This is a genomic window from Bacillus sp. MMSF_3328 (genome assembly GCF_030733525.1).
Taxonomy (GTDB): Bacteria; Bacillota; Bacilli; order Bacillales; family Cytobacillaceae; genus Bacillus_AB; species Bacillus_AB infantis.
On the sequence record NZ_JASHIV010000001.1, the window covers coordinates 403,568 to 417,641 of the forward strand.

At 46.6% G+C, this 14,074-nt stretch carries 12 protein-coding genes, 1 riboswitch and 1 other annotated feature; of the genes, 9 read left to right on the forward strand and 3 right to left on the reverse strand.

What is annotated here, in order from left to right; translation table 11 throughout:
* From ccsB to RBB45_RS02070, 7 genes are all read left to right on the forward strand, one after another.
* Positions 1-1,188: a c-type cytochrome biogenesis protein CcsB gene (ccsB, locus tag RBB45_RS02040; RefSeq protein ID WP_306009044.1), complete on the forward strand. Its 1,188-nt coding sequence runs from the start codon at positions 1-3 to the stop codon at positions 1,186-1,188.
* A gap of 121 nt (positions 1,189-1,309) precedes the next feature.
* Positions 1,310-2,026 carry a response regulator transcription factor gene (locus tag RBB45_RS02045; RefSeq protein ID WP_009794788.1) on the forward strand — a complete coding sequence of 239 codons (717 nt, stop codon included), beginning with the start codon at positions 1,310-1,312 and terminating at the stop codon, positions 2,024-2,026.
* A complete protein-coding gene (locus RBB45_RS02050; RefSeq protein ID WP_009794789.1) occupies positions 2,023-3,795 on the forward strand; it encodes an ATP-binding protein in 1,773 nt (590 codons plus the stop codon). Before RBB45_RS02045 ends, RBB45_RS02050 begins: the two co-directional genes overlap by 4 nt.
* 197 nt (positions 3,796-3,992) lie before the next feature.
* Positions 3,993-4,544, forward strand: coding sequence for an RNA polymerase sigma factor SigX (gene sigX / locus RBB45_RS02055; RefSeq protein WP_022544150.1), 552 nt, complete (start codon positions 3,993-3,995; stop codon positions 4,542-4,544).
* Positions 4,516-5,793, forward strand: coding sequence for a hypothetical protein (locus tag RBB45_RS02060; protein ID WP_306009045.1), 1,278 nt, complete (start codon positions 4,516-4,518; stop codon positions 5,791-5,793). The genes sigX and RBB45_RS02060 overlap by 29 nt, the downstream gene beginning before the upstream one ends.
* 305 nt (positions 5,794-6,098) lie before the next feature.
* Positions 6,099-7,019, forward strand: coding sequence for a peptidoglycan DD-metalloendopeptidase family protein (locus RBB45_RS02065; protein WP_306009046.1), 921 nt, complete (start codon positions 6,099-6,101; stop codon positions 7,017-7,019).
* A gap of 66 nt (positions 7,020-7,085) precedes the next feature.
* Positions 7,086-7,898: a histidinol-phosphatase gene (locus tag RBB45_RS02070; protein ID WP_306009047.1), complete on the forward strand. Its 813-nt coding sequence runs from the start codon at positions 7,086-7,088 to the stop codon at positions 7,896-7,898.
* Between the two features lie 49 nt (positions 7,899-7,947).
* On the opposite strand, the gene serA is transcribed toward RBB45_RS02070, so the two are convergent.
* The 3 genes from serA to RBB45_RS02085 all read right to left on the reverse strand — a co-directional run bounded on the left by serA (position 7,948) and on the right by RBB45_RS02085 (position 12,296).
* Entirely contained in the window at positions 7,948-9,522 is a 1,575-nt protein-coding gene (gene serA / locus RBB45_RS02075) for a phosphoglycerate dehydrogenase (protein WP_009794795.1), read from the reverse strand.
* Between the two features lie 180 nt (positions 9,523-9,702).
* On the reverse strand, positions 9,703-11,040 hold the full coding sequence (locus RBB45_RS02080; RefSeq protein WP_009794796.1) for a sodium-dependent transporter: 1,338 nt from the start codon (positions 11,038-11,040) through the stop codon (positions 9,703-9,705).
* A 151-nt stretch (positions 11,041-11,191) separates the two neighbouring features.
* Positions 11,192-11,412, reverse strand: a binding site (T-box leader).
* Between the two features lie 374 nt (positions 11,413-11,786).
* Positions 11,787-12,296, reverse strand: coding sequence for a MerR family transcriptional regulator (locus tag RBB45_RS02085; protein WP_022544149.1), 510 nt, complete (start codon positions 12,294-12,296; stop codon positions 11,787-11,789).
* A 191-nt stretch (positions 12,297-12,487) separates the two neighbouring features.
* On the opposite strand from RBB45_RS02085, the gene RBB45_RS02090 reads away from it, so the two are divergent.
* Together RBB45_RS02090 and RBB45_RS02095 are read left to right on the forward strand one after the other, a co-directional pair.
* Positions 12,488-13,012, forward strand: a complete 525-nt coding sequence (locus RBB45_RS02090) for a type 1 glutamine amidotransferase domain-containing protein (protein WP_009794801.1) — start codon at positions 12,488-12,490, stop codon at positions 13,010-13,012.
* Between the two features lie 154 nt (positions 13,013-13,166).
* Positions 13,167-13,304: riboswitch (FMN riboswitch) on the forward strand.
* A gap of 170 nt (positions 13,305-13,474) precedes the next feature.
* Positions 13,475-14,059, forward strand: coding sequence for an ECF transporter S component (locus RBB45_RS02095; protein ID WP_022544148.1), 585 nt, complete (start codon positions 13,475-13,477; stop codon positions 14,057-14,059).
* The last annotated feature ends 15 nt before the right edge of the window (positions 14,060-14,074 follow it).

Sequence of the window (14,074 nt, forward strand, 5' to 3'; positions counted from 1 at the left end):
GTGGTAGCACTGAGCGGAAATTTATTATACACTGCTTTTATTTTATACTTAATTGCCACATTATTTTTTGGCGGAAGCATAAGGGATAAAAAACATGGCGCCGGCCAAAAGTCTCCAAACAGATGGGCAAAGATTGCCATTATCGTGACCATTGCCGGGTTCGCAGCCCAGCTGGGTTATTTTATTACCCGCTGGGTCGCCTCCGGCCATGCTCCTGTGAGCAATCTTTTTGAATTTATGACATTCTTCGGGATGTCCCTTGTTGGAGCATTCATCATCATTTACTTTTTATACAGAACACCGATGCTTGGTGTGTTTACCATGCCGGTCGCGCTGCTTGTCATCGCTTATGCCAGCATGTTTCCGCGCGATATCTCGCCGCTCATCCCTGCTTTGCAGAGTGACTGGCTTTATATCCATGTAACGACTGTTTCTATCGGCGAAGCGATTCTTTCAGTCAGCTTTGCAGCAGGCCTGATCTATCTGGTGAAGGCTGTTGACCAGTCAAAATCCAGCAAACGGACCTTCTGGCTTGAAGCAGTCATGTTCGGACTTATTTGTACTGTAGGTTTCATTGCGGTCTCATCCATTTTCTCAGCGGCTGATTATAAAGCAAGCTTTACATGGATAGACAAAGGGGACCAGGAATCAGTACTTGAATACTCCATGCCTGCCATAACGGGCCCTCATGAAGGAACACTTACCACTGACGGCAGATTTGAGCCGCTTGTGGAAATGCCGGCTATCATCAATGCTAAAAAACTGAATACTGTCATATGGTCGATCGGGGCAGGACTCATCCTTTACGGATTGCTCAGGCTAATCCTCCGCAAGAGGATTGCTGCAAGCATCCAGCCGCTGGTCCGCAACATCAAACTGGACCTTGTGGATGAAATCGGATACCGTTCAGTCTTGATAGGATTCCCGGTATTTACGCTGGGAGGGCTTATTTTTGCGATGATCTGGGCACAAATTGCCTGGACGAGATTCTGGGGCTGGGACCCGAAAGAGGTATGGGCGCTTGTCACATTCCTGTTCTACGCTGCTTTCCTTCATCTCCGGCTGTCCAAGGGCTGGCATGGAGAAAAATCGGCATGGCTCGCAGTCATCGGGTTTGCCATCATTATGTTTAACCTGGTTGCAGTCAATCTTGTCATTGCAGGTCTGCACTCATACGCGGGATCCTGACAATAATTCCATAAAGCCTTCACGATTTCTATGTGGAGGCTTTTTTTAAAATATAGACATTTGCGGCATTCCGGCTGCCCAGGGGACCCCTCGCAGCTGATCTATTAAAGGAGGATTTTATATGGAAAGAGAAACCAAAATCCTGGTAGTGGACGATGAGGTAAGAATCAGGCGGCTTTTAAAGATGTACCTGGAGAGGGAGAACTATGTGATTGAAGAAGCCGGTGACGGCAGCGAGGCTCTGGAGAAGGCTTTTGAAACTGATTATGATGTTATCCTGCTGGACTTGATGATGCCGGGCAAGGATGGGATCGAAGTATGCCGTGAGCTCAGGGAAAGAAAGGCGACGCCTGTCATCATGCTGACAGCGAAGGGCGAGGAAGTGAACCGGGTCCAGGGCTTTGAAGCAGGGACAGATGATTATATCGTCAAGCCGTTCAGCCCGCGGGAGGTTGTCCTCCGGGTAAAGGCACTTCTGCGCCGGTCCAGCACGACGAGCTACCTGCAGACTGAAACTGCTGCAAAAGATGTAATCGTATTCCGGCATTTAACCATCGATAATGATGCCCACCGGGTAATTGCAGACGGTAAAGAGGTCAGCCTGACTCCCAAGGAATATGAGCTCCTGTATTTCCTTGCAAAATCTCCAGATAAGGTTTTCGACCGCGAGCAGCTGCTTAAGGAAGTCTGGCAGTATGAATTTTTCGGAGATTTAAGGACAGTTGACACACATGTGAAAAGGCTGAGGGAAAAGCTGAATAAAGTATCTGAGCAGGCAGCGCGGATGATCGTTACGGTCTGGGGCGTCGGCTACAAATTCGAGGTTGTTAATGAATGATGTTTTGGCGCAGTGTAGTAGGCAAGCTTTGGATCACAATCATTTTTCTGGTGGCCTTTGTCCTTTTTACCCTTACGGTACTCCTTCTTGAGTTTTTCGAGAACAACCAGATCAATGAGATTGAAAAAGGGCTGACCAAAACGGCCAACAAGATCTCCGTGATTCTCAAGGAGCATGACCTTGATGTGGGGCTGGAGATTTCCTGGGAACTGGTCGATGACGTGACCAATATTGCTATCATCAAGAGCGATGAAGAGTATTACCATTCACCTGACAAAGGAGAGCCGATCGAGCTCCCCCGCGAATTCTTCATGGAAGATAAAGGGCTGGCCGAGGCTTTTTCCGGACGGTCAGTCAAGAAGGTATATCCATACCCGGCCAGCGGTAATTCTGAGGAGGATTCACGCATCCTGATCATCGGTGTGCCGTATGTTGACGATGGGGACACCGGAGCTGTATTTATATACCAGTCTCTTGAAGAAATGCAGAAAACGACAAGATCAACCACTAAGTTCATTATTCTTGCTGCAGGAATCGCCATTATCCTTACCACCATCTTTGCATTCTTCCTATCAACAAGAATCACAGCACCGCTCCGAAAAATGAGGGAGGCGGCTTTTGAAGTGGCGAAGGGCAAGTTTGATACGAAGGTCCCTATTCTCACCCATGATGAAATCGGAGAGCTGGCAACCGCTTTTAATCAGATGGGCAGGCAGCTGAAATTCAATATCAATGCTCTGAGCCAGGAAAAAGAGCAGCTTGCAAGTATATTGAGCGGAATGGCGGACGGTGTGATCACCTTCAGCCGCGACGGGACCATCCTTGTCACCAACCCTCCTGCTGAGCGCTTCATCCAGAACTGGTATTATGAGCAGGGGGAAGAGAGTACGAATATTGAAGCAGTCCCTTCAGAAGTAATGAAGCTGTTTCAGCGCGCCGTCGATACGGGAAAAGAGCAGATAGGCGAAATGCCGATCCAGGGAAGAATCTGGGTCATCATCGTCAGCCCTTTGTATAACAATACTTTTATCCGCGGAGCGGTTGCCGTTCTGCGTGATATGACAGAGGAAAGGCAGCTGGATAAGCTGAGAAAAGACTTTATTGCCAATGTCTCCCATGAGCTCAGGACGCCAATCGCCATGATGCAGGGGTACAGTGAAGCGATTGTGGATGACATTGCAGGGACAGATGAAGAGAAAAAGGAAATGGCAAGCGTCATTTATGACGAGTCACTTAGGATGGGCAGGCTGGTCAATGAACTGCTTGACCTGGCAAGGATGGAAGCGGGCCACATACAGCTTACCCTGGACAGAGTCGAACTGAAGCCATATATCAGCAGGATTGCAAGGAAATTTCAAGGGCTTTCCAAAGAGAAGATTATCAAGCTCGAAAGCGAATTCAGCATAACAGAAGATGATTTTGTTTTTGATCCTGACAGAATTGAACAGGTGCTGACCAATCTGATTGACAATGCCATCCGGCACACACCTGAAGACGGGTCTGTCAAAATAACGGTAAAGTCAGAAGAAAAAGGCCTGATGGTCGAGGTTTCTGATTCCGGATCCGGTATCCCGGAGGAGGATCTTCCGTTTGTTTTTGAACGATTCTATAAGGCAGATAAAGCAAGGACAAGAGGAAGGTCAGGGACAGGTCTCGGTCTTGCAATCGCAAAAAATATCATTGACGCCCACAAAGGGCAGATTTCTGTACAAAGCAAACTGCAGCAGGGAACGACATTTTCCTTTGTCATTCCTCGAAATATTGAATAAAAGACAGGAAAATGCCGTTTATTCTTGATTCACAAGAAACATATACACCATATAAAGCATCATTCATCAAAAGAGGAAGCAGCTGGAAGGGAATACACAAAAAGTCCCTTCCTTTTTTTTCTGAGAAATACTATATTTATAGATGTAACTTTTTGTACATAAACTGCGACTAATTTATGAACGGGGAGGGAAGACCTATGGACTCCGTTTTTGATGACTTATATACCAATTATCATCAGGACGTTTTTCAATTCCTATTTTATATGGTGAAGAGCAAAGAGCTGGCCGAGGATCTGGTGCAGGAAGTATATATCCGTGTCCTTAAATCCTATGACCGGTTTGAAGGAAAAAGCAGCGAGAAAACCTGGTTATTCTCTATTGCCCGTAATGTTGCAATCGATTCTTTCCGGAAGCAGAAAGGTTGGAAACAGAGGATACTGGAAAAGTTCGACTGGACGGAGCAGCAGATCAGGGACGACAGCCCTGTACCGGAAGATATCGCTATGCAGCGCGAAGAAATCCAGATGATCTACCGCTGCCTTGACTTATGCACAGTCGACCAGAAGATGGTGATTATTATGAGATATATCCAGGAGCTGTCTATTTCGGAAACGGCCGAAGCCCTCCATTGGACCGAAAGCAAGGTAAAGACAACCCAGCATAGGGCTCTGAAGGTATTGAAGGGCCATATGGAGACTTTATTGATAAAGGAGGGAAGAGATGGTGAAAAAATCAGAGTGGAACGATGAACAGCTTGAGAGGCTGCTCCGGCAGCTTCCAAAGATACAGGATGAGCGGGCCCCACAGGAAATCTACCAGAATGTATCCCGCCGGATGCGGAAGCGGAGACGCACATTCTGGGTCATTCCTGCAGCGGCAGCTGCTGCGGCTGTCCTTCTTCTCTTTATCCTGATTCCGGGCATGACCGGTCAGCAGTTTCAGGAATCTGCAGATCAGGCGGCAGAAAACAAAGGCGACCAGGCTTCTTCAGGAATTGAACCTTCTGAACAAAAAGAAAACAGCTATGAGACTGCCCAAAAAAGTGAAGACACCAGCGAAGGGGAGGCAGGGGTCCAAAATGATTCTGAGGCAGAGCCGTCAGAAACAGAAGTGCAGGAGGATGACGGGAAAGCGGGGCTGGCTTCTTTTGCGGAAGAAGAAAGCGACTACCGGACCGCTTTATATGAAGAAGATGTTCAGGGGCAGACGATCCTTACCTATGCCATCCCTGATGCAAATATACAGACACTAGTGCCTGTAAGCGTCCTTGCTGCACCGGAGGAAGGCAAGACAGAATTTGATTTATATAAAGAAACTATGGAAAAGCTGACGGAGGAAGAATGGGGGCTGGGCGAAGCTTATCCGATCCCGGAAACTGAGCTGTATTATGATCAGGAAACTGAAACTTTGACAGCAGACCTGACAAAAGAAGCAGACTTAAACGGCTCTGCTAAAGAAGTCTTGTTCAACAGTATTTTAACGAATAATATTGATTCGCTTCATGCAAAATCAGTCCTTTTGACAACCGAGGGAGAACCAGGAGTAGAATACCCTCACACAGGAGTGGTAGAAAGTCTTCCCGTTGCAGATGACAAAGGAAATCATGCTTATTACTTTTTATACACTAATCCTCAATCTCCCCCATTCATTGTGCCTGGAGAAGAAAGCTACGGCTCAATACAGGAAGCAATCGAGGCAATGAAACTGAACAAAGACACGCTTGGGCTGGAGCCGTCTATCCCAAGCGATATGAATATAAAAAGCGAAACAGAGTCCGAAGGCGAAGGCAGTGAGCTCACACTGACCCTGGAAGAAGGCACTAAGCTTGAGGATAATGCTGTTTCGTCGTATACCATCGAAGCGATCCTTCTGATGGCCAAAGGATTCAATTACAGTACAGTAAAGCTGGATAATGCCGAGATTGAAGAAGTAGGAAGCTTCCAGCTGCAGGAAGCATTGAATGTTCCGGCAGCGCCGAACTTGCGGCAGCTCCCATAATTTTAAAATATATGCGAAGAACAGGGATCGGCCCATAGGCTGAACCCTGTTTTTATTTTTGAAAAATAACAAATTAAATTTTCTTCTTTGATTACGGTCTATCAGCTTCACCTGCCTTTGCATTTTCCTAAATAACCTTAATATTCTTTCATGTATAAAACCGCCTGATGTAATTGCATAATAATGGCTGTGTTTTCTCCCGGGAAATCGTGCAGGAATAATAAGATTTCCGGACACGGAGGTTCTAATATAGGACATGCTGTCATACGGTGGGAAAGTAAAGCTGAAATGGCAAGGAGGATCATATGAGAGATTATATAAGAAGGTTTTTAATAGCATGGCTTGTGCTGGTATTCATTAGCCTGCTTTTCATCGGCGGCAGGCAGCCGCAGGCTTCAGAACTGCATGATGAAGTGTTTGCTTCAGGCTGGCAATGGCCGGCAGATGGTGTCCTGTCTGATTGCTTTGGCACCCGGAATGGCGCACACAAAGGAATTGATATCGCTTCAGCCCCCGGTACACCGGTTTATGCAGCAGAGGAGGGCATTGTGACCAGATCCTATTATTCTGATTCTTATGGGAATGTAATATTTATTAAGCATCGGAATGGCACTGAGACCGTTTATGCCCATCTCCAGGAGAGAAAGGCAGCAGAAGGGGAAAAGGTGCTGCAGGGCCAGACAATCGGCACTATGGGCAATACAGGGGATTCCTCTGGTGTCCATCTTCATTTCGAAGTACATATATCAGAATGGACATACGATAAGCAGAACGCTGTCGATCCATTCCTTGCACTAGGAGAAACTGAGATCGGTTCGGCCGTCAGTTCAGTGCAGCCTGCAGAAGGTTCCAATACTATTGAAACGGCCAGCCTGCTGCTAGCAGATGATAATGGACAGCCCTTCGCCGCTGCAGGCAGAAATGACGAAAGTGCCGGGAGGAAAGGTACAGCAGCCAGTGAAACAATGAAAAATTCCATTCTTAAGCCTCCGGCAGTGCCCGCTGCCGAGGCGCGTGAGCATAGGCTCAGGCTGCGGCAGCTGATGATTGCTTCCAGGAGCCATGAGAAGGGCAAAGAAGCTGCTGCACCAGTATATGAAGTGAAAACCGGAGATACTTTGTATTCTATATCAGCCAAATTGGGGACCACAGTATCACAGCTTAAAAAAGCAAACAGTCTGGCAGATGACATCATTCATCCCGGAGATATTCTTTCTGCCGGATAATTCACAGAATAGATTGAAGCCTGTCCTCTCCCGAAGTATAATGAATAAAATTGGGGAGGGGATACTTTGCTTACCGATTACCATAATCACCTGGAAAAAGGCACTTTGACGCTTGATTATTTAAAACAATTTACAGACAAAGCCGAGGAAAAAGGAATTGCCCACTTCGGCATTTCCGAGCATGCCTACCATTTCTATCAGACTGCAGATATACTGAGGAATCCATGGGTAGATGAAAGGCGCTATTATGATATGAATGATTATACTGCGCTTTTCAGGGAGGCCTGGAACAGCGGCATTGATGTGAAGATGTCGATCGAAATGGACTATACCCCGGGAAAGCATGATGAAATGCGCCGGTTTATCATGGGCTATGACTTTGATTACATAATTGGGTCTATCCATTGGATCGGGGATTTTGGGATTGACCTTTCAGAATACAGGCATGAATGGGACAAAAGGGATCTGTATGAAGTATACCGAGCCTATTTTGACCAGGTCGTCACCCTTGCCCAGTCCAATCTCTTCGATATCATCGGCCATATCGATTTAGTGAAAATATTTAAATATGTACCGCAGGATGAAGAATTCCTGCTGGAGCAGTATGAAAGGGCTGTAAATGCCCTTGCTGAATCAAAAACCTGTGTCGAAATCAGTACAGCCGGGCTGAGGAAGCCTGTAGGGGAGCTTTACCCGGATCCGAGGCTCTTAAGGAAATGCTATGAGAAAAACATTCCGATTGTCCTGTCATCCGATGCCCACTTTCCGAAGGATGTAGGCGCCGATTTTGATCAGGCGCTCCTGCTGGCAAGAGAAGCGGGTTATGAGAAAATCATGACCTTTTCCAAGGGAGAAAGGGTTGAGCATCCGATCGGCTGAAGAGGAAAAAGAAGATGGCGGTTTCCGCCATCTTCTTCTTTTTGTGCTGCTATAGAGATATATTCCTGATCGAAACGATATCTTCCTGGCCTTCAAGCAATTTGAACGAGCTTTCTCCAAGAGGCTTATCAAATGATAAAACCATGATGGCTTCACCGCCGGCCTCTTTCCGCCCTACCTGCATGGCGGCGATATTGATGGAATGGTCGCCCAGGACTTTTCCTACCCGCCCGATTACCCCTGGACGGTCCATATGCTGAATATAAAGAAGTTCTCCCTCGGGAAGGAAGTCAATATTGAATCCATTCAGGAATACGATGCGCGGCCCGTAATTTTCAATGAATGTCCCTCTGACAATAAATTCGCTTTTATCGTTTCTCGCTGCAACGGAGATGCAGTTCGCATAGCCGAATCCTGACACTGATATCTTTTCACCGATTGTTATGCCGCGTTCTTTTGCAGTTAAAAGCGCGTTCACTTCGTTCACGTGAATATCTATGCGGTTCTTGAAAAAACCTGATAATAAGGCTTTTGTCAGATAAGAAGTTTCCAGCTCTGTGACAGTCCCGGAATAGGTGATGGAAATTTCCTGGACCCCTTCAGTCACGCACTGTGAAAGAATCAGGCCGATTTGCTTGGAAAGCTGGTGGAAAGGCTGTATTTTATCATAGATTTCCTTCGACATCGCCGGAAGATTGATGCTGTTGGAGACAGGCTTATTTTCCAGAAAAAGCCGGACTTCCTCGGCTACCTGTGTTGCGACATTCAGCTGTGCCTCCCTTGTTGAAGCGCCGAGATGAGGGGTTACAATCACATTGTCAAACCTGAGGAGCGGATTATCGAAGGGAGGCTCCTCTTCAAAAACATCAAGGGCAGCACCTGCAATATGCCCGTTCCTGATATATTCTGCAAGATCCTTTTCATTGATGATCCCGCCGCGGGCGCAATTAAGGAAATAAACGCCTTTTTTGGTCAATTCTATTTTTTTGGCGTCAATCAGGCCCTTTGTCTGAGGGGTCAGTGGAGTATGGACAGTGATAATATCCGCTTTTTTCAGCACTTCCTCGAGAGGAAGGCTTTCAACGGCAAGCTTGGCAGCCCGTTCTTTCGTCAAGAAAGGATCATAAACAGAAATGGACATGCCAAAGGCCTTAGCGCGCTTGGCCAGCTCAGAACCAATCCTGCCCATGCCGACAATGCCCAGTGTCTTTCCGAATAGCTCATTCCCAATGAAGCTATTTCTGTTCCATTCCAGATTTTTGACGGTCCGGTGGGCCTGGGGGATATTCCTCATCAAAGAAGCCATCATTGCAAAAGTGTGCTCTGCAGTGGAAATGGTATTTCCATCAGGGGCATTGACCACCACGATCCCTCTTTTAGTAGCCTCAGCAACGTCAATATTGTCGACCCCGACACCAGCTCTTGCAATAATTTGGAGTCTTGGCATTTTATCGAGCAGTTCACAGTCCACTGTTGTGGCGCTCCTGACCAAAAGGGCATCTATATTTTCCAGATCTGCTTCAGGGTCATCTGTCTTTTTTTGTATCAGCCGGGCATTCTCCATCTCAGTGAGAGGAAGCAATCCTGCTCCGCTGATTGAATCTGCAACAAGAATTTGAAACATAGCCAATCCACCTGCTTTATAATAATTTTCTGATAATTTTACAAGACGAACAATTTTCTGTCAATGAGGCAAAACGTTCTTGTTTGGATGTAAACGCTTTATTATAAAAGAAGTTTTCAGGTTTGAGTGATGCTTTTTGAATAGCATAAGAAAATGCCAGGGAAATCCCTGGCATTCAGCCTAAAATTTTATTATTCCTGTTCCATTCAGGAAAACAATGATAATGGCTGCAGGAACTGCGTATTTCAGCAGGAGCAGCCAGAAGGCGAACAGCCGCCGGGCCATGCCGGATCCTGCCTGCAGTTCTTTGACCAGTGTGTTCCTGTCCATCCGCCAGGGAACGAAAATAGTAATGAATAAGGCACCTAGAGGCAGGAGGATATTAGAGACAAGATAGTCGGCTGAATCAAAGAACGTTTTTCCGAAGATCAGGATGTCACTCCATTCGCCAAAAGACAGGGCGGAAGGGATGCCGGCTGCAAATATCAGCAGTCCGAAAAGGATGCTCGCCTTTGTTCTGCCTGCCTTTTTGCCCGCAGCCGCCACATTGATTTCCAGCATGGAAATAGCCGAAGTCAAAGCAGCAAAAAAGAACAGCAGCAGGAAGAGTATGAAAAAGAACTCCCCGAAGGCGATTTTGCTGAATATGGCCGGAAGTACAATGAACAGAAGGCCCGGCCCTTCTTCTGGCTCCATGCCAAAAGAGAAAATGGCAGGGAAAATCGCCAGTCCTGCGAGAAGAGCAATCAGGAGCGTCAGCCCTGTGATTGAGAAAGCAGCTTTTGTGATATTTTCCTTCTTGGATAGATAGGAACTGTATGTCACCATTACGGACACGCCTACAGACAGCGAGAAAAAGGACTGCCCCAAGGCGTATAGAAACACATCAGGCGTCATCTTGCCAAAGTCTGGCTGCAAAAAGAATTTGACTCCTTCGATGGCATTATCAAAGCTCAATGACCGTGCAATCAAAGCCACGAACATGATGAATAATGCCGGCATAAAATATTTGTTGACCTTTTCAAGGCCGCCCTGCACCCCCCGGCTGACAATCAGAACCGAAAGCAGGATGAAAACCAGTTGGGCACCTGCAGCAAGCATCGGGTCGGAAATGGCTTCGCCAAAGACAGCCTCAAAGTTCAGCCCCTCGGTCCACAGCTTTCCGGAAAGGGCATACCAGAGATAAATAAGGATCCACCCGCCAATGACACTATAAAAAGATAAGAGCAGGAAGCAGGCGGCAACACCCATTCTGCCGACCCATGGCCATAGTGAACCTGGAGCAATTGTTTTATAGGCTGCAACTGCCTCTTTTTGAGTGCTTCTGCCAATGACAAATTCGGCAAGCAGGATGGGCAGGCCAATGAATAAAGTGAACAGAATAAAAACAAGGAAGAATGCACCGCCTCCGCCGATCCCTGTCATATACGGGAATTTCCAGATAGCGCCGAGACCGATCGCAGAGCCGGCAGCAGATAGGATGAACCCGATTTTTGTCCCCCATTTTTGTTTTTCCATACTATCACTCTCCTAAAGATTATTTCAGCGGGCATTGAAGCAAATAAAAATCCCTGCATGAATTTCATGCAGGGACGAAAAAAATTCGCGGTACCACCCTCATTGTGAAGAAAATTCCAGGCACAGAAAATAAAAAACGCCCCTGCTTAACAGCAGGGACGATTATATCGCGGTACCACCCATTTTTGTGAAAACATCTTCACCACTTTGTTTGATAACGGTATACACTACCGTTTTCCGCTTTCTTATCCAAGAGTTCACGGAAAATGCTCCAAGGGGAAATTCATGCCATTTCTTTGTACCGGTTTTCACCTGCCACCGGCTCTCTAAAACAGGGAGAAATACATTACTATACCTTTTCAATGCCCAATATTTTTTTACAATACTATCACAGGATCGGAGAAATAAAAAGTTTTTTTTTAGAAATGCGGGAAAGCCTTGTTCTATTAAGGAACGCAGATGCCCGAATGAGTACATGACTGCCCGATTTGGGGAGTGTTTATGTATCCCAGGAGCCTGAATGAGTACATGACTGTCATTTTGCTGGAGAGTCAAGCACCCATAGATCCGGCAGAGTACCTGATTCCTTACTTCAAGCACAAAAAAGAAGAGCCTTTGACCCTGGCAATACATTCCAGCCAGACCCGGTTCCTGGACTGCAGGCTTTTATTCTAAAGGCTTCAGCAGCGTCAGCTTGACGTGCGAGTCTGCCGCTTTGAAAAAAAAAAGCACCGCCCCTGGCGTGCTCAAAAACCGAAAAGCATGCTGATAATATTCTTTTTCTTCCAGCTTCTTTTGATCGAAGGATGATCAAAAACGGGGAGCTGATCAGAAGCAGCAATTTGTGATGAAGCTTCGAGCTGAGCTACCTTTTCAGCCATCTGCAGCAGCTGGGTCTTCAGATCTTCAATTTCACGGCGGTGCTGCAGCAGCTGGTAGGAAACGACATCATCAGCCTTGGAATCAAGCCGGGAATCCAGCTGGGTGACCTTATCTGCCAATTCCTTTATTTGAACAGAGTGATCCTCATTCTGCTGCTTCACTTCCGGTGTTTTTTGGACCGAGAGCTTTACTTCATGGACAAGGGCACCGTTCTGGATCTGGGATTGTATATCTTTCAGGATTTCTAATTGATCTTCCTCAAAATGGTAGTGGCCAAGTTCATTCCTTCCGACTTCAAGACCGAACTGTTTAACCCAGCGCTGGATTGTGCTCGGCGATACTCCCAAAGAGCTGGCAGCTTTATTTGTATTCATTTTCATCACTCCTTTATCTTACAAATACTGCAAACAGGAAGACATTCCTTCCCTCATGACAAAACAAGTTGGGATTCGGCAAAAAAAGCCAGGAAAAGCCTAAATCTGCCGGGGGGCCAGGGCCGGAGGGGAGACATGCAGGCAGATTAGGGGTAGAATGACTGTAACCATGAAAAAAGGAGTGCTTATTTATGAGATTGGAAGGCAAAAAAATTATCAGCCTGGTACATCACGAGTTTGAAGACCTGGAGCTTTGGTATCCCATTCTGCGGCTTCGGGAAGAAGGGGCCATTGTAGAGCTGGCAGGTGAAACAGCGAATGAAACATATCTGGGGAAGTACGGGGTCCAGGCGAAGTCCGATTATGCCTATTCAGAGATCTCCGCTGATGATTATGACGCCATCCTGGTGCCGGGCGGATGGGCGCCTGATAAAATCAGGAGGTTCCCGGAAGTTATTTCACTCATCAGGGAAATGGATGAAGCGAAGAAACCGATCGGACAGATATGCCATGCAGGATGGGTGCTTATATCTGCAAAGATCCTTGAAGGCCGCACAGTCACGAGTACCCCGGGAATCAAGGATGATATGGAGAATGCAGGAGCAATCTGGGTTGATGAGCCTGCTGTAACGGACGGCCATATTGTATCAAGCAGGAGGCCGCCTGATCTTCCGGATTATATGCGGGAATTTATCCGGGCGCTTGAGAAGAAGTAGTTAGTGCAAAGCGGGCATCAAGGTCCATAGTGACGATCTGAGTGGGGACTAAGGGATCCGGCAAAAAGTTAGAGCAATTTTCTTCACAAGAGGGTTTTTTTTCAGTATAATAAATTCAGAATTCCAATTAGGGGTTCAAATATAATTTAATATGGTCTATCTTCGGGGCAGGGTGAAATTCCCGACCGGCGGTGATGAGGCAAGTTGCTCTAAGCCCGCGAGCCTGTTTTATTGGGCAGGATTTGGTGAGATTCCAAAGCCGACAGTACAGTCTGGATGGGAGAAGATGGAGGTTCTGCAAACGTTCAAAAGATGCAGGAATTGAACGTTTATTAAGCTTGCCTTTGTAAATTCTCCCTCAAGCAGTTTGCTTGGGGGATTTCTATTTCAATGGCACTGGCTTTTTTTGCCGAACCTTTCTTCTTTAGGTGAGATGGATCCTAAAAAGGAGAGAGGAACAACATGAAGAAATTTTCTATTAAAGCTTTGGTTTCAATTGCAATGCTGAGCAGCATATCATACGTACTGATGCTGCTGAATTTCCCAATACCGCCGTTTCCGAAATTCTTAATGATTGACTTCAGCGACATACCTGCATTGATTGCTGCGTTGATCTTTGGTCCGGCTGCAGGGATACTTGTGGAATTATTTAAAAATGTACTGGATTATTTTATGACAGGAAGCGCCACCGGTGTACCGGTAGGACATTTGGCAAACTTTGCTGCCGGAATCCTTTTCGTGCTTCCAACCTATTATATCTACAATAAACTGAGGACGAATAAAGGCATGACAGCTGCCCTGGTCATTTCAACCTTCATCATGGCAGTGCTGATGAGCATCCTGAATTATTTCATCATTTTGCCTGCCTATACGCTGTTCCTGAACATGCCTGCCATGTCAGCGCCTGAAACGCGCACAATGGTTGTAACAGCCATCCTGCCGTTCAACATCGTAAAAGGCCTGATCATCACCGGGATCTTCATGCTTCTGTTTGCCAAAATGAACCCATGGATCAATAAGCAGTCTGCATACCGCAGTGCTGCATAAATAAAGGAAAAACTG